Source organism: Microbacterium gorillae (assembly GCF_000826185.2).
Classification (GTDB): domain Bacteria; phylum Actinomycetota; class Actinomycetes; order Actinomycetales; family Microbacteriaceae; genus Microbacterium; species Microbacterium gorillae.
The window spans coordinates 990672-1014337 of record NZ_LN648875.1 but is presented as its reverse complement, the minus strand read 5'-3'; the positions used below and the strand labels follow the sequence as shown (position 1 = coordinate 1014337).

Sequence of the window (23666 nt, the reverse complement as noted above, 5' to 3'; positions counted from 1 at the left end):
CAACCCACAAGGAAGTGAGTCAAGGATGTTCGCCGCCGACTACGCACAGCGGATCCCGGACGCCCCGGCGATCGTGATCGCCGGAACCGGCGAGAGCATCACCTATCGGGACTACGAGTTCCGCGCGAACCAGCTCGCCCGGCTCTTCCGCGCGAGCGGCCTCGAGCGCGGCGACCACGTCGCGTTCATCTTCGAGAACTCCATCACCCTCGCCGTCGCGATGGCCGCCGCTGAACGCACCGGTCTGTACTTCACGCCGGTCAACTACCACCTGACGGGTGGCGAGGCGTCGTGGATCGTCGAAAACAGCACGGCGCGCGTGGTCATCATCTCCGCCGCGATGGCGCCGATCGCCGAGGAACTGCGCGCATCGTCCCCCCGCGTGCAGCGGTGGCTGATCGCGAGCGACGTGGCTCCGGAGGGCTTCGAATCGCTCGCGGAAGCGATGAGCGCGTACTCCGGTGATCTGGTCGACGATCCGAAGCTCGGCGTCGCGATGCTGTATTCGTCGGGCACGACCGGACGTCCGAAGGGCATCCAGCGGCCGATGCCGGATGGCGACCCGCGTGAACCGCTCCCGATCTGGAAGGCGACCGCTGAGGCCTATCGCTTCCGCGAGTTCATGTCCTTCCTCCTCCCCGGCCCGCTGTACCACTCCGGCCCGCAGGCGACGCTGGCGTGCGCCCTCCGGTGCGGCGCGACCGTGACCGTGATGGAGCGCTTCGATGCGGAGCGCTTCCTCGGCGTCGTGGACGAAGCGCGGGTCACGCACAGCATCGTCGTGCCGACGATGCTCAACCGTATGCTCCAGCTGAGCGAGGAGACGAAGGCGGCGTACGACACGTCCTCGCTCGAGGTCCTGATCAGCTCTGCAGCACCCTGCCCACCCTCCGTCCGTGAAGGCATCACGGATTGGATGGGTGCGGTGCTGTGGAACAACTACGGCAACACCGAGGCCATCGGTGGCACGATGTGCAGCCCGGAGGACTGGGCGGCACATCCCGGAACGGTGGGCAAGGCCGCCGTCGGTGAAGTGCGCATCCTCGACAAGGCGGGGCACGAAGTACCGACCGGCGAGGTCGGTGAGGTCTGCTTCTCCGGCGCCGGCAGCTTCGTCTACTTCGGCGATGAGGAGAAGACGGCCTCCGCCCGTCGCACCGGCGGCGCCTCGACGTCGACCGGCGACCTCGGGTACGTGGACAACGATGGCTTCATCTACCTCGTCGACCGCGACGCGTTCGTCATCATCGCGGGTGGGGTCAACATCTACCCGCAGGAGATCGAGGATCTCCTCATCGGACACCCGGCTGTGGCGGATGCCGCCGTGTTCGGTGTGCCGGATGACGACCTGGGGGAGTCGGTGATGGCCGTCGTCGAACTCGTCGACCCGACCGGCTCTCCTGAGGAGGCAGCGCGCCTTCTCGACGAGTACTGCCTCAGGAACATCGCGCGCTTCAAGCGTCCGCGGCGCTACGAGTTCGTCGAGCGGTTGCCGCGGACGGCCGTCGGGAAGCTGCAGAAGAAGGAACTCGCCGCCCGCTACCGCGAACGACCGGTGGCCGGCGTCTGAATCGGGCGGCGGTTCAGGAGCGCAGAATGACGAGGTCGTCGAAAGGCTCGTCGACGGGGTAAGAACCGCCGAACAGGTCGACGGCGGTCGACAGCAGCCGGACGTCGACCCCACGCGTGAGCGCGTCGTCCGGACCCGGTACGAGACGGAGCTGAACGAGGTCGATCCGTGCGCCGCCGATCGCGTCTCGAACCGTCAGCAGCGCGCCGTCATCCGACGTGCGGCGCAGGGCGGGGTCCTCGAGTCGCACGCGGAGAAAGCCCGCGTGGCCCACGAACTGGACATGGCCGCGGAACCGCCGCACGTCCGGATGCGCGGTCCCTTCGTCCGGCGCGAAGTGGAATGCGCGCACCGCCCCGGCCGTGACACCCGACGCATCGATCGTGCCGTCCGGCATCCGCGAGACATAGTCGACGAAACGCGACTTCAGGGCCCAGTACAGGCCGGGCGCGCCCATCAGACGGCGGCCGCGCGGAGCGCGGCACGCTCCTTCCCGAGCTGACGCTTGTAGCGGGCGCCCTTCTGCTTCATCCCGATCAGCAGGTAGCCGACGACTTCGCCGTCGCGGCGGTAGGCGATGGCGCACTCGCCGTCGAGTTCGCCCTCGACGATCTCGGTCTCGTCGGCGAGGCCCAGCATGCCGTACGACGTCAGCCGCAGGTCGCCCTGATCCGACCAGAACCAGGGCATGATGCTCACCGGTGCCGGTGCGTCCGTGCTCAGACCGAGATCGTGCATGAGGGTCGCGGTCGCGAACGCCGCTGTGTCGATGGCCGTCTGCCAGTGTTCGATCCGCAGCGCGGGAGCGTCGAAGAGCGGGTTGGCGAAGCGAGCCACGTCTCCGACGGCCACGATGCCCGGGCGGCCGTCGACGCGCAGCCACTCGTCGGTGAGTACGCCGTTCTGGAGGTCCGCCCCGTTGCCGTGCAGCCAGCTCGTATTCGGCACGGAGCCGACCGTCTCGAGCAGCAGGTCCGCGGGCAGCCGCGTGCCATCGCTCAACACGACGCCTTCGATGCACTCGTCGCCGACCGTCTCCGCGACGGTTCGCCCGAGGTGGAAGCGGATTCCGGCAGCCTCGTGCCGACGCCGCAGCTCCGCACCCGCGACGGGCCCGAGCGGGATCGCCAGCGGCACGGGGTCGAGTGCGACGACGTCGACCTCGCAGCCGAGCGCGCGTGCGGTTCGGGCCACTTCGCAGCCGATGAAACCGGCACCCAGGCACACGATGCGGGCTCCCGGCACGAGCGCGGCGCGGACGGACTCGGCCTCGGCGAGCGTGCGCAGTCCGATACGACCGCGCGTGGGGCCGGGGATGTCGAGACGCCGGGAGGTGACGCCGGTGGCGGCGACGAGCCCGTCGAAGCCGATCATCTCGCCGTCGTCGAGGACGACGTTGCGTGCGGTGAGGTCGGCCGCGGCCACGCTGCGGCCGAGCAGCCACTCGATGTCGTCGGATCCCTCGCTGACGCCGAAGGCGAGGTCGGCCGCTGTCGCGCCGCCCCAGAGCAGTTCCTTCGACAGTGGCGGACGGTTGTAGGGCGGTTCCTGCTCGGCGCCGATGACGACGATCCTGTCGGCGTAGCCGCGACGGCGGAGGTCCTCCGCGCTGCGCAGCGCGCTCAGGCCGCCGCCGGCGATCACGATGGTCATGCGGCCGTCACCAGGGCGTCGAAGGCGGCAACAGTGCTGAGCGCCCACTGCGCGGCGAGGTCGTCCGGCGCGTTCCAGTCGCTGGCGTCCTCGCGGCCGTACTCGCCGATCCTGGTCGCGCCGAGTTCGCGGAGCAGCTCGTCGACGTGCTCGCTGCCGCGGCTGTACGTCTCGGCGTACGTGCGGTCACCCCGGCCCAGGACGGCGTAACGCAGGCCGGTGAGGTCCGGGCGGTTCGCGGAGAGAGCCGCGTGGAACGGCCGCGCGCTCGCCGGCAGCTCGCCCTCGCCGTAGGTGGAGCACACGACGAGATGGAAGTCGGTCACGTCGATCGCGTCGACGTCGACGTCCTCCATGTTGACGATCGTCGCGTCGTGCAGCTCCAGCAATGCGTCCCGGATCTCCTCCGCGGCGAGCTCGCTCTCGCCGGACTCCGTGCCGTACATGATCGTGATCTTCATCGGTTCTCCTTTGAATCCGAAGGTCGGTCTTGTTCTACTGCGCCACCAGGACGAGCCCGGCCAGGCGGCGACGGAAGATGTCCTCGGCGTCCGTGACGATGCGTTCGAGGAGCTCGGCGCAGGTCGGCACGTCGTGCACGAGCGCCTGCGACATGCCCACCGTCCACTGGCCCGCCTCGATATCGCCGGTCGTGAACACGGTCTTGCCCCGGCTGCCCGCGACGAGGTGCTGCACGTCGGCGAACTCGCCGCCGCGCGCGAGGATGTCGACGGCTTCGACGGACACGGCATTGCGGCGCACCCGTGCCGTGTTGCGCAGCGGACGGAAGGCGAGGATGGTGTCGAGCTCCGTCCCATCGACGATGGCCTGTTTGACCAGCGGGTGAACCGGCGACTCGGCGGTCGCGACGAAGCGCGTGCCCATGTTGACGCCGTCAGCGCCGAGGGCGAGTGCGGCGGCGAGTCCGCGGCCATCGGCGAAGCCGCCCGACGCGATGAACGGGATCGTCAGCTTGTCGGCCGCGGCCGGGATCAGCACGAGCCCGGGGACGTCGTCCTCGCCCGGATGCCCGGCGCACTCGAAGCCGTCGATGCTCACCGCGTCGACACCGACCCGTTCGGCCTTCAGTGCGTGGCGGACCGCGGTGCACTTGTGCATGACGACGACGTCGTGCTCCTTGAAGCGCGGCAGGTACGGCTCCGGGTTCGAGCCGGCCGTCTCAACGATCCGGACCCCCTCGTCGAGGATGACGTCGACGTAGTCGCCGTAGGGCACTGGCGTGATCGTCGGCAGGATCGTCAGGTTGACGCCGAAGGGGCGGTCGGTGAGCTCGCGCGTGCGACGGATCTCACGGCGCAGATCTTCGGGGGTCGGTTGCGTGAGGGCCGTGAGGATGCCGAGCCCCCCGGCGTTGGAGACGGCGGAGGCGAGTTCGGCCACGCCGACGTACATCATGCCGCCCTGAACGATCGGCTTCTCGATGCCCAGCAGTTCGGTGATGCGCGTGCTGATCACGGGTGCTCCCTTGCGACGGATCGAGGCGGACGGACCGCTCCGATGACTGACTCAATAGAAGCACGAATAACAAATTGCGCCAAGCGGTCGGCAAGAATTCGTATTCTCGGCCTCAGTGGCGCGCATCTCGTGGCTCTTCAACCAGAGGCACTATTCACCGACCGGTGAACTTCGGCTCCCGCTTCTGATGGAACGCGACCGCCGCCTCCGCGTAGTCTTCGCTGAAGGAGAGCAGCACCTGGGTGCGGCGCTCCGTCTCCATGTGCTCGCGAAGCGCGCCCACCTGCAGGCTGGCGTTGAGCAGTTGCTTGGTGTGCAGGACGCCGAGCGGCGCGCGTTCCGCGATCTCCGCGGCGACCTCGCGCGCGCGGGCGAGCGGATCGTCAGCGACCTCGGTCGCGAACCCGAGCTCGAGCGCCTCGGTGCCGCTCAGCGTCCGCGCTCGGAAGAAGACGTCGGCGGCGGCCGTGAAGCCGATGAGGCGCGGCAGGATCCACGAGATGCCGAGGTCGCCGGCCGACATGCCGATTCGAGTGAACACCGCGTTGAATCGGGCGTCCGGGGCGACGATCCGCAGGTCGCTCAGGGCGGCGAACGCGAACCCAGCGCCCACCGCATGTCCCGACACCGCCGCGATGACAGGCTGCGGGATCTCACGCAGCGCGAGGCAGAACGTCACCGAGCCGCGCATTGCGACGTCGGCGCCCCGCACGGGCCCGAGCGCGGGGTCGCCCATCGGTTGGGACAGATCCATGCCACTGCAGAACGACGGTCCGTTCCCGGTGAGGATGACGACCCGGCACTCCGGGTCGTCACCGAGGCTGCGCGTCGCGTCGAGGAGCTCGCGGACGAGGGCCGCGTCGATCGCGTTGTGCTTCTCCGGCTGGTTGAGGCGGATGATGCCCACGCCGCCGTCGAGGTCCGTGGTCACTCGGGGTCCGGAGCGGAGCGCTGACATGGTGGCCTCACTTCTTCGGTGTCGACTGGCGAATCGACGGGCGAAGTCGTGATTCACACATCGGTTGTTCTCTGCGGTAATCATAAGAGCTTCCGGGCAACGCGCGGTGGAGTTATCATTAAACACTTCGATGAAGAGGGGGAATGATGTCCGCAGGTTCTGAGCCGACTTTCATCCACGACATTCTCCGGGATCGCGCCGCCGCGACGCCGGAGGGGCTCTGCTGGGTGCTCGGCGATCGAGATTGGACGTGGTCGCAGGCATGGGAGGGCGTGCAGCGCACGGCCGGTGCGCTGCGGACGAGCGGGATCTCGCGCGGCGACGTCGTCGCTTTCGTGGACAAGAACCACCCGGCGGCGACGCAGTTGGCCCTCGGCTGCGGTCTGCTCGGTGCGGCGGTCGCGATCCTCAACTGGCGCCTGAGCGCGGACGAGTTGGACTACGCGCTCGATGATTCCGGGGCGCGGATGGTGTTCGTCGGCGGGGAGTTCACGTCGGTGATCGCTCGGCTCCGTTCCGTCCCGGGCGGACCGGAGGTCGTCGTCGTCGGCGGCCCGAACGACGAGTTCGACGCCTGGGTCGCGCGGGGCGCGCGGCTGGACGCGGCGCCGGCGGCGGACGAGGACGACACCTGCGTGATCCTGTACAGCTCCGGAACGAGCGGGCGGCCGAAGGGCGTGCGGCTCACACACCGGAACTACGTCGGCTACATGCTGCGGAACGCCGCCGAGATCCCCGGGACGCCCGGCGGCATGATGATCCTCGCGTCGCCGATGTTCCACGTCGGTGGGACCTCGACCGCCCTGGTCTCCCAGGCGATCGGTCTGGCGTCGTTCTTCGTCCGCGAGGTCAGTCTGGACGCTCTGGAGGCCGGGCTTGACGCCGGTGCGACGCACGTCTTCCTGGTGCCCGCCGTGGTGGCTCAACTGATCCAGGCCGGGCCCGAGCGGCTCGCGCGTTTCGCGCAGCTCGACGTCTTCATCTACGGCGCCATGCCGATGCCGAAGCCGGTCCTCGACGCCGCGATCGCGGCATGGCCGACCACGGTGTTCATGCACTGCTACGGCATGACGGAGCTCGCCGGTGTGGCGACCTATCTGCACGATGCGGACCATCGCGACACCGCCCGGCCGGAGCGGTTGGTCTCGGTCGGCCGGTCGATCCCCGGAGTCGAGGCGAAGGTGGTGGACGTCGAAACATTGGACGAGGTCAGGCGCGGAGCCGCCGGCGAGCTGTGGTTCCGCACGGTGCAGGCGACACCCGGCTACCTTCACCGACCGGACGCGACCCGTGAGCTCATCACCGACGACGGCTGGATCCGGACCGGGGACGTCGGGCGGATGGACGAGGACGGCTACATCTTCGTCGAGGATCGACTGAAGGACATGGTCATCACGGGCGGGGAGAACGTCTACAGCCCGGAGGTCGAACGCGTCCTCGCGCAATACCCGGGGGTGCTCGAAGCCGTCATCATCGGTGTTCCGGACGACCGCTGGGGAGAGACGGTGAAGGCGGTCGTGGTGCCCCTGCCGGGTGCGGTGGTCGACGTCGACGCGCTCATCGCGCACTGTCGATCACAGCTCGCCCACTACAAGGCGCCGACGTCGGTGGACATCGTGGCCGAGCTGCCGCGCAACATCGCCGGGAAGATCCTGAAGCGCACGCTGCGCGAGCCGTACTGGGCTGCGGCAGGACGTCAGGTGTGACGACCGGGGGTCGTGCGCGAAGCACGACCCCCGTCACGTCCACCGCCGGTCAGAGCAGTTCGAAGATCGTGGCGTTGGCCTGTCCGCCACCCTCGCACATCGTCTGGAGTCCGTAGCGGATTCCGTTGTCGACCATGTGGTGCACAAGTGTCGTCGCAAGACGCGCTCCCGAAGCGCCGAGGGGGTGGCCGAGCGCGATCGCACCACCGTTCGGGTTCAGCCGCGACGCATCCGCGCCGAGCTCGGCGAGCCACGCCAGTGGGACGGGCGCGAACGCCTCGTTGACCTCGAACGCGCCGATGTCGTCGATCGTGAGCCCCGACTTCGCGAGCGCCTTCCGGGTCGCGGGTATCGGGGCCGTGAGCATCACAACGGGGTCGTCGCCCGCGAGGACCGCGGTGTGCACGCGCACGAGGGGAGTGAGGCCGAACTCCTCCGCCTTTTGGCCGCTCATCATCAGCAGGGCCGCCGACCCGTCCGAGATCTGCGACGAATTGCCGGCATGGATCACACCGTCTTCGCGGAACACCGGGTTCAGCGCGCCGAGAGACTCCAGCGTGCCGCCGGGGCGGATCCCCTGGTCGGCCGTGACGATTCCCTGCTCGGTCTGCACCGGGACGATCTGCCCCAGGAATCGGCCGTCCGAAACGGCGCGCTCCGCCTTCGCGTGGGACTCGAGCGCGAAGGTGTCGACGTCCGCCCGACTGAAGCCCCAGCGCTCGGCCATCGTCTCAGCACCGAGGCCCTGGCTCGGAGGCTCCGGGTAGCGCGCGGTGTAGCGCGGCCCGAGGTAGTCCTTGCCCTGAGCGGCCGAGAACATCGGGTTGCGTGACATCGACTCGACGCCACCGGCGACCACGACGTCGTACTGGCCCGCGACGATGCCTGCGGCGGCGAAGTGCAACGCCTGCTGAGACGAGCCGCACTGCCGGTCGACGGTCACGCCGGTGACGCTCTCGGCATACCCTGCGGCGAGGGCCGCCGTCCGCGCGATGTCACCGGTCTGTTCGCCGCCCTGGGTGACGCAGCCCCAGATCACGTCGTCGATGACGGCGGAATCGATGCCGGCCGTGGCCGCGAGGTCGGCGAGCACGATGGCGGACAGGTCGACAGGGTGGACCCCGGCGAGGGCGCCGTTGCGCTTGCCGATCGGTGTACGTCGAGCTGCGACGATGACTGCGTCTCTCACGGTATCTCCTCGGAAGTTATCGCTGTAAGCAAGATTCACGCCGGCGCACCGATGCGACGCCGCATTCGGTCAGAATACCGCACGTTTTCCAAGCAAGTTACGCGGATACTGCGATTCTCGTCTTGCGCCCCGCGTGTTCAACAATAGAATCGTGATTCACGGCGCCCGCCGTGACGCATCACGTGGACGCGATGCGTCCGTTCCGGAGGTGAACACCATGGCAGAACACGAACCGCTCCTCGTCAACATGGACGCGACGGGCGTGATGGAGATCCGCCTGAATCGCCCGGAGGCTTTGAACGCCTTCAACAAGCGGATCGGCTTCGGTATCCTGGCCGCGATCCGCTCGGCGCAGGACACGGCGCGGGCGATCATCGTGACGGGTGGTGACCGTGCCTTCTCGGCCGGCGCCGACATCCAGGATTCCGGCGACGGGATCTCTTCGAACGGTCCGCTGGATGAGATGAACGAGATCATCTACGAACTCGCCCATTCGCGCGTTCCGTCCATCGCCGCCGTCGCGGGTCCTGCCGTCGGCGTCGGGGTCTCGCTCGCGCTGGCGTGCGACTACGTGGTGATGGCGAAGTCGTCGTTCTTCATGTTGGCGTTCACGCCGATCGGCTTGATGCCGGACGGCGGATCCACCGCGACGATCGCGGCGTCCGCCGGGCGCCTGCGGGCGATGCGCATGGCGCTCACGGCCGAGCGCGTGCACGGGCCACTCGCGCTGGAGTGGGGTCTGGCGAGCGAACTGGTGGAGGAGGGATCCCCGCTCGAACGCGCACACGAGGTGGCGGCGCGCTTCGCTGCGGGCGCGCCGTTGGCGCTCGCGGCGACCCGGGCGGCCATCACCGCCGCCACGCTTCCGAACCTGCGTGCTGTGCTCGATCACGAGACGGTGAATCAGACCCGGCTGTTGGCGACGGAGGACGTCCGCGAGGGGGTGGCGGCCTTCGGCGAGAAGCGCACCCCGAACTTCCAGGGTCGCTGACGATCCACCGCTCGCGGCGACGGCGAGCGACAGGCGCGGTGACGCAGGTGGTGGCCGCGGCCCGACCATCTCAGGATGCGGGTGCGGTGTGCTCCCGGACGAACGTGCCGGTCAGCTCCAGCGCGCGCTGTGCCTCGGGGAGGAAAGCCGCGAAGAGCGGGTAGACGTGGCACATGTCCGGTGCGACCTCCAGGCGGACCGCGCCGCCGCCGACCGCGAGAGCGCGCGTCGTCGTCACCGCGTCATCGAGGAGTGCCTCGTGGCCGCCCACGACCACGAGGGTCGGCGGAAGTCCGGAGAGATCCGTGAGTGCGGGGGAGACCTCGGGGTGGTCGGGTGCGACGTCGCCGAGATAGAACCGGCGCACCATCGCGATGGAGCGCGCGTCGACCGCCGGGTCGTCCGTGACCCGCTGCAGGGAGGACGCGGTTCCGGTGAGGTCGGCGAGGGGCGAGTAGAGCACGGCTGCGGCGGGGAGTCGCGCGCCGGTCGCCCGAAGACGAAGCAGTGACGCCAACGCGAGCGCGCCACCCGCGGAATCGCCGGCGACGACCACCCGCGCAGCTCCCCAGCGTTCGATCGCCGCGCGTACGACGGCCTCGGCGTCGTCCACCGCGGCGGGGTGGCGGTGCTCCGGTGCGAGTCGGTAGTCGGGGAGGATGACCAGCCCGTCGATCGCACGAGCGATCGCCTGTGCGTGGCGCAGATACGCCTCTGGGCTACCGATGACGTACCCACCGCCGTGCAGCCAGACCACGACCGGGCCATCGGCCGATCCGACCGCCACGGTGCGGACATCGCCGAGGTCGAGCTCGGCGGGTGGAAGTGCGTCGTCGATCGGGAAGCCGTCCAGCATGCGGTCGTAGCGCTCCCGGAAGCGCGCCGTGGTCTCCTCCGGGCGCGGCGGGAAGACGGTGCGGAAGAGTTCTTCGGCCCGTTCGACCTCGGGTGACCTTGTCATCGCATCCTCGTGCTTTCTCAGCTTCACGGTCAGATTTCCGGTTAACGCCAGAATCATCCAACGCCGATTCTATCTAGATTGACACGTTGTATGCACTAGAACTAGTGTTCACTTAATGCGCACCCGTCGGACATCGGCGAACGGGTCGCACGAATGGACGATGGAGTCGGAAATGCATCGAGCAGCAGGGCGGTATCGCTCGCCGAAGGGCACGGCATGATTCGCCGGCGCGTCTACGACGTTGAGCACGAGGAGTTCCGGCAGGCGTTCCGCGGCTTCGTCGATCGCGAACTGACCCCGCATCTCGACGAGTGGGAAGCAGCCAAGGGCGTGCCGCGCGAGCTGTTCGCTCGCGCCGCAGAGGCGGGCTTCGTCGGCTTCGCGGTGCCGGAGGAGTACGGCGGCCTGGGGCTGGACGACTTCCGCTACAACGCGGTGATCGCCGAAGAGATCGGCGCGTCCGGAGTCGCCGGCGCCGCGCTCGGCATCGCGACGCACAACGACATCGTTCTGCCCTACTTCCTGGCCCTCGCCGACGACGCCCAGCGCGCCCGCTGGTTCCCCGGTCTCGCCGCGGGCGAGTTGATCACCGCGGTGGCGATGACGGAGCCGGGTGCCGGTTCCGACCTCGCCGGCATCCGCACGACGGCGGAGCGCGACGGCGACGACTGGATCGTGACGGGGAGCAAGACCTTCATCTCGAACGGCATCAACGCCGACCTCGTCGTCACCGCGGTTCGCACCGATGCGGGTGACGCGCACGGCGGGCTCACCCTCATCGTGATCGAACGGGACATGCCCGGCTTCACGCGCGGCACGCCTCTGCACAAGCTGGGGCTGCACGCGCAGGACACCGCAGAACTGTTCTTCGACCAGGTGCGCGTCCCGGTCGCGAACACGCTGGGAGAGATCGGCGGCGGGTTTCGCAGCCTCACCGCGAAGCTGGCGCAGGAACGGCTCGGTATCGCCATCGAGGCACTCGCGGTTGCTCGTCAGGCGGTCGTCGGGACGGTCGAGTACGTCCGAGAGCGCACGGCGTTCGGTCGTCCGATCGGACAATTCCAGAACTCGCGGTTCCAACTGGCGGAACTGCAGACGGAAGTCGACGTGACCCAGTCGTTCATCGACGACTGCATCCGCGCACACCTCGCCGGTGAACTCTCCGCGGCCGAGGCGGCCGAGGCGAAATGGTGGGCGTCCGAACTGCAGGGGCGCACCGTCGACCGCTGCCTGCAGTTATTCGGCGGCTACGGCTACATGAGCGAATATCCGATCGCCAAGGCCTTCATCGACTCCCGGATCACCCGGATCTACGGGGGCACGACCGAGATCCTGAAGCAGGTCGTGGCGAAGGGGATGGGGCTGTGAGCGCCGTCGCCGGAGCGCGGCACGCGCCGTTCGATCCCACGCAGGAGACCATGACCATGACCTCACCCCGGACCGACTCGGTGGATGACGCGGCGCTGGATGACGCGCTGTCCCGGGCGCGGATCCCCGCGCTGCTGGGCGTGCTCGTGCAGCTCACCGGCGATGAGCGCTGGTTGACGGACCGCTACCGTCCGGCGCGCTCCCGCGGCTACGAGACCCCGCGCGACGGACGGCTCGATCCCGTCGTGCAGGGGGAGGTGCGTGCCGCCGCCGCGGCCGCGTTGCGCGCGTACTACGCGGGGACGGCCCCGGTCATCTCCGCGCCCGATGACGCGCTCGTGCACCGCATCATGAACACTCTCGTCGGCGAGGACGTCCCGGACGACGTCGCTCCGCTCGTGGCCGAGCAGAGCGGTTTCGCCCGCCACCCCGTACCCGACGTCCGGGCGGCGGTCGCCGCCCGGACGTCGGGGTTCTCCGTGGCCGTGATCGGTGCGGGCGTCTCGGGCCTGCTGGCGCTCGACCGACTCCGGGCGGCCGGTGTGCCGTGCACGGTCTTCGAGAAGAACGACGGTGTCGGGGGCACGTGGTGGGAGAACAGCTACCCGGGTGTCCGCGTCGACATCCCGAGTGACTTCTATTCCGTCTCGTACGCACCGCACAACTGGCCCGAGAACTTCACTCGGCAGCCCGAACTCAAGGAATACCTCGGCGCGTTCGCCCGAGACCGCGACCTGCTCGCGGACGTGCGACTGAGTACCGAGGTCGCCGGGATGCGCTGGGACGAGGACGCCGCGGAGTGGGTGTTGACGATCATCGACGAGGCCGGCACGCGTGAGCATCGCGCGAACGCCGTGATCAGTGCGGTGGGGATCCACAATCGTCCGCAGATCCCGGCGTTCCCCGGCCGCGAGCTGTTCCGTGGTCCTGTCGTGCACTCCGCCCAGTGGCAGGACGATCTGGACCTCACGGGCAAGCGGGTGGCGGTCCTCGGCAGTGGGGCGACGTCGATGCAGTTGGTGTGTGCGATCGCCGACGACGTCGCCGAGCTGACCGTCCTGCAGCGCACGCCGCAGTGGGTGCTGCCGCACTCGGAGTACTTCGGTCGGCCTGAGGAGGCTGACGCGTGGCTGTGTGACAACGTGCCGTTCTACCGACACTGGTGGCGCGCGCAGCTCTACTGGCTGTACACCGATCGCCTCTATCCGCTGCAGGTCGTCGACGCGGATTGGGATCGGTCGACGGGCTCCGTCAGCGGGACCAACCAGGCCTTCCGGTCGCTTCTGCTCGGCTACCTGCACGCGCAGCTCGCGGACCGCCCCGACCTCATTCCGCTCGTCACTCCGGACTATCCGGTGATGGGAAAGCGGCTGTTGATCGACAACGGGTGGTTCCGGACCCTCCAGCAGCCGCACGTCGAGTTGGTTCGGGCGGGGATCGCGGAGTTCACGACGGACGGGATCATCACGACCGACGGCCGTCGCGTCGACGTGGATGTCGTCGTGCTGTGCACGGGGTTCGAGCAGCAGAGGATGCTCGCTCCGATGACGGTCGTGGGCCGCGCCACCGACCAGTGGGACCCCGAGGACGCGCGGGCCTACCTCGGCGTCACGACGCCCGGCTTCCCGAACATGTTCGCCATGTTCGGACCGAACGCGAATCCGCCCGGCGGCAGCTACTTCACGATCGGCGAGGCGCAGGCGCACTACATCGTCGACCTCATCACGGACCTCGTCGCGCAGGACCTCGCCTGGATCGAGGTCCGGCCGGAGGTGTGCGAGCAGTACAACGTCGAGCTCGACGCGGCGAACGCGCGGATGGCGTACGGCGTCGAGGGAGTGAAGAACTACTATCGCAACGCAGCCGGGCGCGTCGTGACGAATTCGCCGTGGCGCGTGCCCGAGTACTGGCGGCGGTTGCACGATGGCGACCGCGCCGCGTTCGTCGTGGGAGAGGCGGACGCCTCGTGAGCCACGTCGCGCTCGAGCTGGGGTCCGTCGCCCGACTGCACATCGACAACCCGCCGGTCAACGCGCTCAGCGCGGCCGTGCTCGGCGAACTGGCCGTCGCGATCGCGCGCGTCGCCGCGTCCGATGCGCGCGTCCTGGTCCTCACCGCGGCGACCGGTTCCAGCTTCCTCGCCGGCGGCGACATCCGCGAACTGCTCGCCGTGGTCGGCGACGCGGCCGCGGTCGAGCGTCACCTCAGCCTGACGGACCGGGTCTTCGCCGACCTGGACGCGCTGCCGGTGCCGGTGAACGCCGCCGTCGACGGCGTCGCGGCCGGTGGCGGCTTGGAAGTCCTGCTGTGCTGCGACATCGTGATCGCATCGCCGCGCTCCCGGTTCGGCGTGCCCGAGGTCAGGCTCGGGCTGATTCCCGGAGCCGGGGGGACCCAGCGTCTGCCGCGGCGGATCCCGCGTGGCATCGCCCGGGAGTGGGTGCTCACGGGCCGCCTCGTTCCGGCGTCCGAGGCGCACGCCGCGGGGCTGGTCAACATGATCGGCGACGACCCCGTGCTCGCGGCGGAGGCGATGGCGGCGCGCATCGACGGCTACGCGCCGGCCGCCGTGCACGCGGCGACGCGCGCCACGAGGTACGTGGGTGACCTCGACGCCGGACTCGCGCTCGAGCGCGAGCTGTTCGCCGACCTCCTCGCCGACCCGGCCACCGTCGCCGGGCTGCGGGCATTTCTGGACAAGTGACGGCCCGGGGGGCCGAGAAGGAGACATCATGCAGGTGAAGGGCACGATCGCCTTCGTCACGGGCGGCGCGAGCGGCCTTGGACGCGGCGTGGCGGAGATGGTGATCGCCGGTGGCGGACGGGTCGTCATCGCCGACCTCGCGAGCAGCGACGGTGCGGCCGTCGCCGCCGAGCTGGGGGAGAACGCGCTGTTCGTCCCCGTTGACGTGAGCGATCCGGACCAGGTCGAGGCCGGCTTCGCCGCCGCCGTCGACCGCTTCGGCGGCATCACGCTCGCGGTCAACAGCGCCGGGGTGAGCCCGGCCGCGCGCGTCGTGAACCGCAGGGGGGAGATGTTCCCGCTCGACACGTTCGCGAAGACGCTCGATATCAACCTCACCGGCGCATTCGACGTCGTGCGGCACGCGGCGCGCGTGATGAGCGCGAACGAGCCCGGCGAGGACGGCGAACGCGGTCTCATCGTCAACGTCTCGTCGGCCGCCGGGCTCGAGGGTCAAGTCGGCCAGGCCGCGTACACGGCCTCGAAGGGCGCGCTCGCCGCGCTCACTCTCCAGCTCGCGCGCGACCTCGCCGTGCTCGGCGTGCGCGTGATGACCGTTGCGCCGTCGATCATGGACACCGGCATGCTCGCCGGCACCGATCCGGAGCGGCGCGAGAAGCTGCTCGATATCCACACGTTCCCGAAGCGCCTCGGCACCGCCGCTGACTTCGCCACGCTCGTGAAGTGCTTCATGGAGGTCACGCTCCTCAACGGCGAGATCGTCCGACTCGACGCGGCGACGCGTCTGGGCTGAGGGCGCATCGTGAACAGAGAGATCTTCGAAGAGGAGCACGAGGAGTTCCGGCGGTCGTTCCGGCGGTTCCTCGATGTGGAGGCCGTCCCGCACGCGCGGGAGTGGGAGGCGGAACATGTCGTAGACCGGACGTTCTGGCCGAAGGCCGGAGCCCTCGGGTTCCTCGGCTTCGAGGCTCCCGAACGATTCGGCGGACTCGGCATCGCCGATTTCCGCTACAACGCCGTGGTCGTCGAGGAGACTGCGCTGTCCGGCATGGCCGGCGACAACTTCTCGCTCCACAACGACATCGTGGCGCCCTACCTCGTGGAGTACGCGACCGAAGAGCAGCAGGAGCGCTGGCTCCCCGGCTTCGTCGAGGGCACGACCGTCACCGCGATCGCGATGACGGAACCCGGTGCCGGATCCGACCTGGCGGCAATCCAGACCAAGGGCCGGATCGAGGGCGACGAGGTCGTGATCGATGGGTCCAAGACCTTCATCACGAACGGGTCGCAAGCCGACCTCGTGATCGCCCTCGTCCGCACCGGAGAGGGCGATGGGCGCGGTCTCACGCTCGTCGCCGTGGAGGGCGGCACGCCGGGCTTCACGCGCGGCACGCCGCTCGTCAAGGCCGGGCGGATGGCGCAGGACACCGCCGAGCTCGCCTTCTCGGACTGCCGCGTCCCCGTCGCGAACATCATCGGCGAGCGCGGGCGCGCTTTCGACATCGTCAAGCGAAACCTGCCGCGGGAGCGCCTGTCGATCGCCGTCAACGCCGTCGCGTCGGCGCGGCGCGGGCTCGCGCTGGCCGTGGAACACGCGACGACACGGACGACGTTCGGCAAGCCGCTCGCTGAGCATCAGGTCGTGCGGCACACGCTCGCCGAACTCCACACCGCCGTCGAAGTGGCCGGAAGTCACGTGGACCGCTGCATCCTCGCCCTCAATGCGGGCGAGCTCAGCGCCGCCGAGGCTGCGGGCGCGAAGTACTGGGCGACCGAGTTGGAGGGGCGCGTGCTCGACGAGGCGCTCCAGCTGTTCGGCGGATACGGCTACATGGACGAGTACCCCATCTCCCGGATGTGGCGGGACGCGCGGATCCAGCGCATCTACGGTGGGGCGTCGGCGATCATGCTCGACATCGTCGGACGTGACCTCACTCGGAGCGTTCCGGCATGAGCGCGGCGATCGTCACGGGCGGCTCGCGGGGTGTCGGACGCGCGATCGTCGAGCGCCTCGCCGGGCAGGGGTACGACGTCGTGTTCTCCTACCGGAGGGAAGTGGCGGCCGCCGAAGAGCTCGCGCGTTCGCTGTCCTCCTCGTCGGGGCGCTCGGTGACGGCCGTCGCCGCCGACCTGGCCGTCGAAGGTGAGGCGCGACGTCTCGGCGAGCGCGCACTCGAACGGGTCGGGACGCCCGACGTGGTCGTCGGCAACGCCGGGCAGGCATCGCGCGGACAGAGTGTCACCGACAGTGCGCGCGGCGAGTACGAGCGATTGTTCGCCGTCTCCGTCCTGTCGAACGTCGAGCTCGCGGCGACCGTCCTGCCGGCGATGCGCGCGGCGGGTTCGGGATCCTTCGTCTTCGTCGGCAGCACGGTGAGCGACACCCAGCCGGCGGGCAGTGGCCCGTACGCCGTGTCGAAGACCGCGCTCGATGCGGTCGCCCGCGTGCTCGCGCTCGAGGAACGGGTACACGGGATCCGTGTGAACGTCGTCGCTCCGGGTCTGGTCGCAACGGACATGGGCGACCGACTGGTGCGCGCCTCGGCCGGCAGTCGGCAGGCCGCCGACCTCGACGCCCGCTATCCGTTCGGCCGGGTGTGCCGGCCGGAGGACATCGCCGACGCGGTGGTCGCGCTTGCGGACGCAACGATGTCCTACGTCACGGGGCAACGCCTCATCGTCGACGGCGGAGGTCCGGCAGCCGCCATCGTGCCGTGAGTCTGGACTCTTTCATGTTGAGAAGAGAACATGTGCCCACAGCCACAAGCGCAGGACAAATGTGAATGCCGACTCTAGCCAGGCAGTGGCTCCCTTGGTAGGGTCGGCGTGGGAACGGGGGACTCCCTTCCCCGCAGACGCCGCGATGAAGCGGCGCGCGAAACGAGAAGGAGAAGACCAATGACGGGCGTATCCACCGAACCTCTCGCGGACGTCGCGGCGTTCCCGTTCATCCGCACCGACCCGTTCGCGCCGGCCGCGGACTACGCCGGTGTCGATCAGCATGGCGCCCCGGAGCGGGTGAACTTCAAGGGCTTCGCGCCCGCGTGGCTCGTCACGGGCTACGACGAGGTGCGAGCGGTACTCAACAGCCCGAACACGAGCGTGCAGAACATCCCGGATCCGACGCGCGGCGGCGACGGATCGGAAGAGGGGCTCATGCCCGGCTTCTTCCTCGCGATGGACGCGCCGCAGCACACGAAACTGCGCCGCGTGCTCGCCAAGGAGTTCACCCCGCGGCACATCAAGACGCTGCGCCCCGTGATCGAGCGGATCGCCGACCGCCTGATCGACGATGTGCTCGCGAGCGAGCAGCCGGTCGACCTCGTCGAGAAGCTTGCGCTCCCCCTGCCGTCGCTCGTGATCTGCGAGCTGCTGGGGGTGCCGTACGACAAGCACGAGTGGTTTCAGGAGGAGACCGTGAAGGTGCTCGCGTCGGACAGCACGATGGAGGACGTCCAGAACGCGATCATCGCCGTGATGACCTACCTGGTGGGGCTCACGGTCGAGAAGGTCGAGAACCCGTCCGACGACCTCATCAGCATGCTCGCCACCCACGTGCGCTCCGGCGAGCTGGAGGCGGTGGAGGTCGGCGGCATGGCGACGCTCCTGCTCATGGCCGGTCACGAGACGACGGGCAACATGCTGTCGTTGGGCGTGTACACCCTGCTCGAGCACCCGGAGCAGCGCGCGCTCCTGGACGCGGACCCGTCCCTCTGGCCGCAGGCCGTCGAGGAACTGCTGCGGTACCTCAACATCATCGGCAATCTGCCGCGGGTGCTCACGGAGCCGCTCGAGGTGAACGGCACCGTCATCGACGCCGGCGACCTGGTCATGGTCGCACTCGATGCCGGCGACCGCGATCCGAAGTCCGCGGACAGCGACCCGAACGTGTTCGACATCAGGCGTGAGTCGAAGGGACACCTCGCATTCGGGCACGGCATCCACACCTGCATGGGTGCGCCGTTGGCCCGACTGGAGTTGCAGATCGTGCTGCGGAAGCTGCTCGAGCGAATCCCGACCCTCCGCCTCGCGGTTCCGGCGGACGAGATCGCGGTCAAATCCGACGCGAAGATCTTCGGCCTGTACGAATTGCCCGTCGCCTGGTGAGAGGCCGGAGGGGGCGGTGGCGAATGATCGCCACCGCCCCCTCCACGTTCTCGGCGAAAAGTGACGATCAGATGTCGACGAGAGCCTCGCCGGCGAGGCTCTGCGTGCCGTCCTGGAGCATCACGGACAGCGCGATTCGCAGCCGTCGTGCGCCGTCGACGTCGGCGATCTCGATGACGGTTCCGCTCACCGTCGGCTGCGCGTGCACGGGGGTGATCGCGGTGAAGCGCGAGGAGAACTCGCGGATCGCGCTCTGCGGCACCCACTCGGTGAGCGCGCGGCCGAGGTACGCCATCGAGAGCATCCCCTGTGCGAAGACGTCGTCGAGTCCGGCGGCGTGGGCGACGTCGCTGTCGAGGTGGATGGGGTTGTGGTCGCCGCTGGCTCCGGCGAACAGGGCGAGCGTTGCCCGGGTGATGGGTTCGATCGAGACGGCGGGAAACGCGTCTCCGACGGTGATCGTCGTGGTGCTGTCGGTCATGTCCGATCCTCCTCAGTGCCGCACGATGCCGGTGTTGTGCAGTTCGGCGACGAGCTGCCCGTCGCGCAGCACATCGGTCCGACGCAGAATGAACTCGAGTTTGCCGCCCGCCTTCTCGAACACATCGGTGACGACCGAGCGGAACGTCAGCTCCTCGCCCGCGTGCACGTCGGCGTGGTAAACGAAGCGCTGCTCACCGTGCAGGATCTTGCTCAGTGGGGCGCCGTGCGCGGCGTACACCGCGAAGGTGTCCGAGCGCTCCAGCTCCACGCCGAACAGCATGGTCGGCGGCACGACCAGATCGGGGTGGCCGTCGGACACCGCGGCGTCGAGGTCGACGCTCGGCCCCGAATCGATGCCGATCGTGCGCGCGAAGAACGCCACGCGCTCGCGGTCGATCCGCGCGGTCGAATCCGCCGGCGCGTAGCCGATGAGGGCGGGGTCCACGCTCATGCCGACACCGCCTCAAGGAGGGTGACGACGCAGGCGCCGCCGATGCCGATGTTGTGCGCGAGGCCGAGCGTCGCCCCCTCCACCTGCCGGCCGCCGGCCGTTCCGCGCAGTTGCCAGGTGAGCTCCGCCGCCTGGGCGAGCCCGGTGGCGCCGAGCGGGTGGCCCTTGGACAGAAGGCCGCCGGACGGGTTCGTGACGACGCGGCCGCCGTAGGTGTTCTCACCCGCGAGGATGAACTTCTCGGCCGTGCCCTCCGAGGTGAGACCGAGTGCCTCGTACGTCAGCAGTTCGTTCGCGGTGAAGCAGTCGTGCAGTTCGACGACCGGGATGTCGAGTGGATCGACGCCGGCCTGTTCGTACACGGCCTGCGAGGCGGCGGTGGTCATGCCCACGCCGACCGACCCGCGGCGGTCCGTCGGATCGAAGGCGTCGCCGACGTCCGTCCGCAGTTCCTGTGCGCGCACGCGGACGCTCGCGTCCAGTCCGTGCTCGCGCGCGTACTTCTCACTCATCACCACGACGGCCGCACCGCCGCACGTGGGCGGGCAGCACTGCAGGCGCGTGAGCGGCCCCCACACCTGCGGCGACTCGAGCACCTCTTCAAGGGTCACCTGATCGCGGAACACCGCGTAGGGGTTGTGCCTGGCATGAGAGCGCGCCTTCACGGAGATGCGCGCGAACGTCTCGGGCTGCGTCCCGTACCGCTGCATGTGCTCCCAGCCGGCGCCGCCGAACAGCTGCGCGGCCATGGGCACCTCCGGATCGAAGTCCGGGTGGGAGCGCGCGACGGCCTCGGAGCGGTCGGTCGGGGAGAGACGGTCTTCCCAGAACGACTTCAGGGCGCCGCGGCGCATCTGCTCGAAGCCGACCGCGAGTACGACGTCGGCCTGCCCGGACGCGACCGCCTGGCGGGCGAGCCAGAGGGCCGAGGAGCCGGACGCGCAGTTGTTGTTGACGTTCACGGCCGGGATACCGGTGATGCCCAGCTGATACAGGACGGCCTGGCCTGACGTCGAGTCGCCGTAGACGTAGCTCATGTACGCCTGCTGCACGTCTCCGTACGCGATGCCGGCGTCCTCGATCGCGGCGCGAGCGGCGGCCGCGCCCATCTCCTCGTATCCGAAGCCCTGGCTCGGCTTGGAGAACGGGACCATCCCCACTCCGCCGATCACGACGTTGTCAGCCATCTCAACTCCTTCGTCCCTCGCAACTCTGCTCGGGTATTGGTAGAACTCTGCTTCACATTATCTGCAATAAAGAGCGATTTTACCGGCGTTGACATGATAGTAGTAGAGAACAACGGTTTACAACCGGGTGATCGCGGCAGACGCGTTCGACGGCGAATGTCTGGAGGGACACGCATGGGCAAGCTGGACGGCCAAGTGGCATTGATTTCCGGATCCGGTCGCGGTATCGGCCGCGCTGTGGCGGAGAAGTTCGCGAGCGAAGGGGCATCGATCGTCATCAACGACCTCGACGAGGGTCCCGCGCTCGAGGCGGCGGAGGCGGTCCGTGCGCTCGGGGGACGCGCCGAGGTCGTGGTGGGCAGCGTGACCGACCCCGACTTCGCGGAGCGATTCGTCAGCACGGCCGTGGAGAAGTTCGGCGGTGTTGACATCATCGTGAACAACGCCGGGTACACGTGGGACAACGTCATCCAGAAGATGACCGACGAGCAGTGGCAGGCGATCATCGATGTGCACCTCACGGCGCCGTTTCGGATCCTCCGCGCCGCGCAGCCGGTGATCAGCCAGGCCGTCAAGGCTGCGCGGGCCGAGGGTCGCGAGGTTCCCACGCGCAAGGTGATCAACATCTCCTCCGTCGCGGGTCTGGACGGCAACGCGGGGCAGGTCAATTACTCGGCCGGCAAGCTGGGCGTCGTCGGCATGACCAAGACTCTCGCCAAGGAATGGGGGCGTTACAACGTCACGGTGAACGCCGTCGCGTTCGGTGTGATCTCGACGCGTCTGACGGTCGCGACCGATGACGCGGCTTCGATCACCGTGCAGGGCAATGAGATCAAGGTCGGCATCCGCGCCGACGTGCTCGCTGCCGCTGAGCAGGGCATCCCGTTGGGTCGTGCCGGCTCGGCGCAGGAAGCCGCCAACGGTGTGTACCTGCTGGCATCGCCCGAGTCGAGCTACATCACCGGTCAGGTCCTCAGGGTGGACGGCGGCCTGTGATGTCGTGAACTACGACTACAGCACGTGGAAATGAGGAGACCCGGACAGTGACCACCTGTTCGGGTCTCCTTGTTCGTGAATGTTAATCATGCCTCTAGTCATTTGGTCAGATCGCGATTAGGCTCTCCTTGAGCGCGAGGCCCGTGCTCATCATCGTCACAAGGGAGTGCACATGGCTGCTTCAGGCCGACTCGAAGGCAGAGTCGCGTTCATCACCGGCATCGCGCGGGGGCAGGGGCGAGCGCACGCCGTGCGCCTGGCGTCCGAGGGCGCGAAGATCGTCGGCATCGACCTCGCGGGTCCGATTCCGGGTGTGCCGTACGACTCGCCGACCCCCGCGGATCTCGCCGAGACCGTCTCGCTCGTCGAGGCGACCGGATCGGAGATCCTCGCCGAAATCGCCGACGTGCGTGACCTCGACGGGATGACGGCCGTCGTCGAGCGGGGCGTCGAGCGTTTCGGCGGGCTGGACGTGATCGTGGCGAACGCGGGTGTCTGCATCCCGAGCACATGGGACCAGACCGCGCCGGAGGTGTTCCAGAACCACATCGACACGAACGTCACGGGCGTGTGGAACACCGTGATCGCCGGTGCGCGGCATCTGGTCGAGCGTGGCGGCGGATCGGTCATCCTGATCAGTTCGTACGCGGGAAAGAAGGTGCAGCCGTTCATGGTCGGCTACACGGCGTCGAAGCACGCCGTCGTCGGCATGACGCGGGCCTTCGCGGCTGAGCTGGGCAAGCACTCGATCCGGGTGAACAGCATCCACCCCGGCAACGTCAATACGCCCATGGGCTCGGGAGACATGATCGGCGCTCTCACGCGGGCCGCCGAGACGAACCCCGTGCTGATGAACATGGGCACGCCTTTCCTGCCGCGTTTCTCCGCAGAGGCCGATGAGATCTCGAGCACCGTCCTGTTCCTCGCGTCCGACGACGCGTCTTTCATCACGGCCGAGCACATCAGCGTGGACGGCGGCGCTCAGTACTTCTGAGCCAGGCGGCCACGGGCTCCGTCGGTCACGCGACGGGCGGAGCCCGTCGTCCCGGATTCTTCAGGCGAAGAACTCGCGGGCGGCGCGGAACTGCTGTGCGACGAGTGCGGGGAGATCGCGCGCGGGATCGCGGATCCACTCGTCGTAGGCGCTGCGCGCCACGGCGAGACTGACATGGCCGATGAGGTTGGGGAGCGGATCCTCCGGGGAGCCGCCCGCGCGCTCGGCCACGAAATCGGCGACGACGCGGCGCCATGCGGCGTAGCGGACGGCGGAGTGGGCCTGCAGCGTCGGCGTGTCCATGATGAGCCGCATCCGCTGCTCGTGCGGAGGATCGGCGTCGGCGGGGAAGTGGTTGAACTCCGCGACGCCGCGCTCCAATGCCTCCGCGATCGTGGCGTCGGCGGGCATGCCGCGCAGGATCGCACGGAAGGAATCGAGGGTCTGATCGAACTCGCCCCAGGGGATGTCGTTCTTCGACTCGAAGTAACGAAAGAGCGTGCGGCGGCCGACGCCGACGGCGCGCGCGATGTCCTCGAGCGTCGTGCCATCGAAGCCGTGCTCGGCGAACAGCGCGAACGCGACGCGTTCGATCTCCGCATGCGAGGTCGCCTCGGGGCGTCCGTGGCGGGCGGACGTGCGTGCAGGATCGGCGCTCATCAAGAACGAATCTAGTGCGCGTGGCGGAAGGGTTCTATTTCTGCCACGAGTGCATTAATGTGAGGCGCACCGCGACGACGCGGTCGTTTCCAAAGGAGGAAAAAATGACGGAGCACACCCGGACCCCGGCCGAGCCCGACGAGGAGATCGTCGCGGACTCGCTCATCGAAGAGGTGTCCATCGATGGGATGTGCGGCGTCTACTGACACGCG

24 protein-coding genes are annotated in these 23666 nt (G+C 68.7%); 13 read left to right on the top strand and 11 right to left on the bottom strand.

The annotated features are described in order from the left end of the window. Positions 1-25: 25 nt before the first annotated feature. Positions 26-1570 carry an AMP-binding protein gene (locus BN1193_RS14270; protein ID WP_040167508.1) on the top strand — a complete coding sequence of 515 codons (1545 nt, stop codon included), beginning with the start codon at positions 26-28 and terminating at the stop codon, positions 1568-1570. Positions 1571-1583: 13 nt separating this feature from the next. On the opposite strand, the gene BN1193_RS14265 is transcribed toward BN1193_RS14270, so the two are convergent. From BN1193_RS14265 to BN1193_RS14245, 5 genes are all read right to left on the bottom strand, one after another. Next, positions 1584-2027 carry an HtaA domain-containing protein gene (locus BN1193_RS14265; RefSeq protein WP_040167506.1) on the bottom strand — a complete coding sequence of 148 codons (444 nt, stop codon included), beginning with the start codon at positions 2025-2027 and terminating at the stop codon, positions 1584-1586. After that, positions 2027-3223, bottom strand: coding sequence for an NAD(P)/FAD-dependent oxidoreductase (locus BN1193_RS14260; protein ID WP_040167504.1), 1197 nt, complete (start codon positions 3221-3223; stop codon positions 2027-2029). Before BN1193_RS14260 ends, BN1193_RS14265 begins: the two co-directional genes overlap by 1 nt. Continuing rightward, positions 3220-3684: a flavodoxin domain-containing protein gene (locus BN1193_RS14255; protein ID WP_040167503.1), complete on the bottom strand. Its 465-nt coding sequence runs from the start codon at positions 3682-3684 to the stop codon at positions 3220-3222. Before BN1193_RS14255 ends, BN1193_RS14260 begins: the two co-directional genes overlap by 4 nt. 34 nt (positions 3685-3718) lie before the next feature. Further along, entirely contained in the window at positions 3719-4699 is a 981-nt protein-coding gene (locus BN1193_RS14250; RefSeq protein WP_040167502.1) for an NAD(P)H-dependent flavin oxidoreductase, read from the bottom strand. A gap of 154 nt (positions 4700-4853) precedes the next feature. After that, a complete protein-coding gene (locus BN1193_RS14245) occupies positions 4854-5657 on the bottom strand; it encodes an enoyl-CoA hydratase/isomerase family protein (protein WP_040167501.1) in 804 nt (267 codons plus the stop codon). 146 nt (positions 5658-5803) lie between these two features. Between BN1193_RS14245 and BN1193_RS14240 the strand changes: the two genes are divergently transcribed. Continuing rightward, on the top strand, positions 5804-7363 hold the full coding sequence (locus BN1193_RS14240; RefSeq protein WP_040168384.1) for a class I adenylate-forming enzyme family protein: 1560 nt from the start codon (positions 5804-5806) through the stop codon (positions 7361-7363). 49 nt (positions 7364-7412) lie between these two features. Here BN1193_RS14240 and BN1193_RS14235 read toward each other — a convergent pair whose 3' ends face one another. Further along, entirely contained in the window at positions 7413-8552 is a 1140-nt protein-coding gene (locus BN1193_RS14235) for a thiolase family protein (protein WP_040167500.1), read from the bottom strand. Between the two features lie 217 nt (positions 8553-8769). Here BN1193_RS14235 and BN1193_RS14230 point away from each other — a divergent pair, with 217 nt between their 5' ends. Next, complete coding sequence (locus BN1193_RS14230; RefSeq protein ID WP_040168383.1) at positions 8770-9543, top strand: enoyl-CoA hydratase-related protein; 774 nt, start codon at positions 8770-8772, stop codon at positions 9541-9543. Between the two features lie 70 nt (positions 9544-9613). On the opposite strand, the gene BN1193_RS14225 is transcribed toward BN1193_RS14230, so the two are convergent. After that, a complete protein-coding gene (locus BN1193_RS14225; RefSeq protein ID WP_040167498.1) occupies positions 9614-10504 on the bottom strand; it encodes an alpha/beta hydrolase fold domain-containing protein in 891 nt (296 codons plus the stop codon). Between the two features lie 216 nt (positions 10505-10720). Between BN1193_RS14225 and BN1193_RS14220 the strand changes: the two genes are divergently transcribed. The 7 genes from BN1193_RS14220 to BN1193_RS14190 all read left to right on the top strand — a co-directional run bounded on the left by BN1193_RS14220 (position 10721) and on the right by BN1193_RS14190 (position 18683). Next, entirely contained in the window at positions 10721-11872 is a 1152-nt protein-coding gene (locus BN1193_RS14220) for an acyl-CoA dehydrogenase family protein (RefSeq protein WP_268259559.1), read from the top strand. Further along, on the top strand, positions 11869-13842 hold the full coding sequence (locus BN1193_RS14215) for a flavin-containing monooxygenase (RefSeq protein WP_094770545.1): 1974 nt from the start codon (positions 11869-11871) through the stop codon (positions 13840-13842). Before BN1193_RS14220 ends, BN1193_RS14215 begins: the two co-directional genes overlap by 4 nt. Next, entirely contained in the window at positions 13839-14576 is a 738-nt protein-coding gene (locus tag BN1193_RS18175; protein WP_040167497.1) for an enoyl-CoA hydratase/isomerase family protein, read from the top strand. The genes BN1193_RS14215 and BN1193_RS18175 overlap by 4 nt, the downstream gene beginning before the upstream one ends. A gap of 28 nt (positions 14577-14604) precedes the next feature. After that, on the top strand, positions 14605-15369 hold the full coding sequence (locus tag BN1193_RS14205) for an SDR family NAD(P)-dependent oxidoreductase (RefSeq protein ID WP_040167494.1): 765 nt from the start codon (positions 14605-14607) through the stop codon (positions 15367-15369). Positions 15370-15378: 9 nt separating this feature from the next. Then, on the top strand, positions 15379-16530 hold the full coding sequence (locus tag BN1193_RS14200) for an acyl-CoA dehydrogenase family protein (RefSeq protein ID WP_040167493.1): 1152 nt from the start codon (positions 15379-15381) through the stop codon (positions 16528-16530). Then, positions 16527-17294: an SDR family NAD(P)-dependent oxidoreductase gene (locus BN1193_RS14195; protein WP_040167491.1), complete on the top strand. Its 768-nt coding sequence runs from the start codon at positions 16527-16529 to the stop codon at positions 17292-17294. Before BN1193_RS14200 ends, BN1193_RS14195 begins: the two co-directional genes overlap by 4 nt. Before the next feature lie 180 nt (positions 17295-17474). Then, a complete protein-coding gene (locus BN1193_RS14190) occupies positions 17475-18683 on the top strand; it encodes a cytochrome P450 (RefSeq protein ID WP_040167490.1) in 1209 nt (402 codons plus the stop codon). A 67-nt stretch (positions 18684-18750) separates the two neighbouring features. On the opposite strand, the gene BN1193_RS14185 is transcribed toward BN1193_RS14190, so the two are convergent. The 3 genes from BN1193_RS14185 to BN1193_RS14175 are packed head-to-tail and all read right to left on the bottom strand — an operon-like array spanning position 18751 to position 20804. Then, on the bottom strand, positions 18751-19164 hold the full coding sequence (locus tag BN1193_RS14185; RefSeq protein ID WP_040167488.1) for a MaoC/PaaZ C-terminal domain-containing protein: 414 nt from the start codon (positions 19162-19164) through the stop codon (positions 18751-18753). Between the two features lie 12 nt (positions 19165-19176). Beyond that, complete coding sequence (locus BN1193_RS14180; protein ID WP_040167486.1) at positions 19177-19617, bottom strand: FAS1-like dehydratase domain-containing protein; 441 nt, start codon at positions 19615-19617, stop codon at positions 19177-19179. Beyond that, positions 19614-20804, bottom strand: a complete 1191-nt coding sequence (locus BN1193_RS14175) for a lipid-transfer protein (RefSeq protein WP_040167485.1) — start codon at positions 20802-20804, stop codon at positions 19614-19616. The genes BN1193_RS14180 and BN1193_RS14175 overlap by 4 nt, the downstream gene beginning before the upstream one ends. A gap of 174 nt (positions 20805-20978) precedes the next feature. On the opposite strand from BN1193_RS14175, the gene BN1193_RS14170 reads away from it, so the two are divergent. Together BN1193_RS14170 and BN1193_RS14165 are read left to right on the top strand one after the other, a co-directional pair. Beyond that, positions 20979-21800 carry an SDR family NAD(P)-dependent oxidoreductase gene (locus BN1193_RS14170; RefSeq protein ID WP_040167484.1) on the top strand — a complete coding sequence of 274 codons (822 nt, stop codon included), beginning with the start codon at positions 20979-20981 and terminating at the stop codon, positions 21798-21800. Positions 21801-21972: 172 nt separating this feature from the next. Beyond that, entirely contained in the window at positions 21973-22794 is an 822-nt protein-coding gene (locus tag BN1193_RS14165; protein ID WP_040167482.1) for a mycofactocin-coupled SDR family oxidoreductase, read from the top strand. 60 nt (positions 22795-22854) lie between these two features. On the opposite strand, the gene mftR is transcribed toward BN1193_RS14165, so the two are convergent. Then, a complete protein-coding gene (mftR, locus tag BN1193_RS14160; protein WP_040167480.1) occupies positions 22855-23454 on the bottom strand; it encodes a mycofactocin system transcriptional regulator in 600 nt (199 codons plus the stop codon). Between the two features lie 104 nt (positions 23455-23558). Between mftR and mftA the strand changes: the two genes are divergently transcribed. Next, the gene (gene mftA / locus BN1193_RS14155; RefSeq protein ID WP_040167479.1) at positions 23559-23660 is read left to right on the top strand and encodes a mycofactocin precursor MftA; all 102 of its coding nucleotides are present in this window, start codon (positions 23559-23561) and stop codon (positions 23658-23660) included. Positions 23661-23666 lie beyond the last annotated feature (6 nt).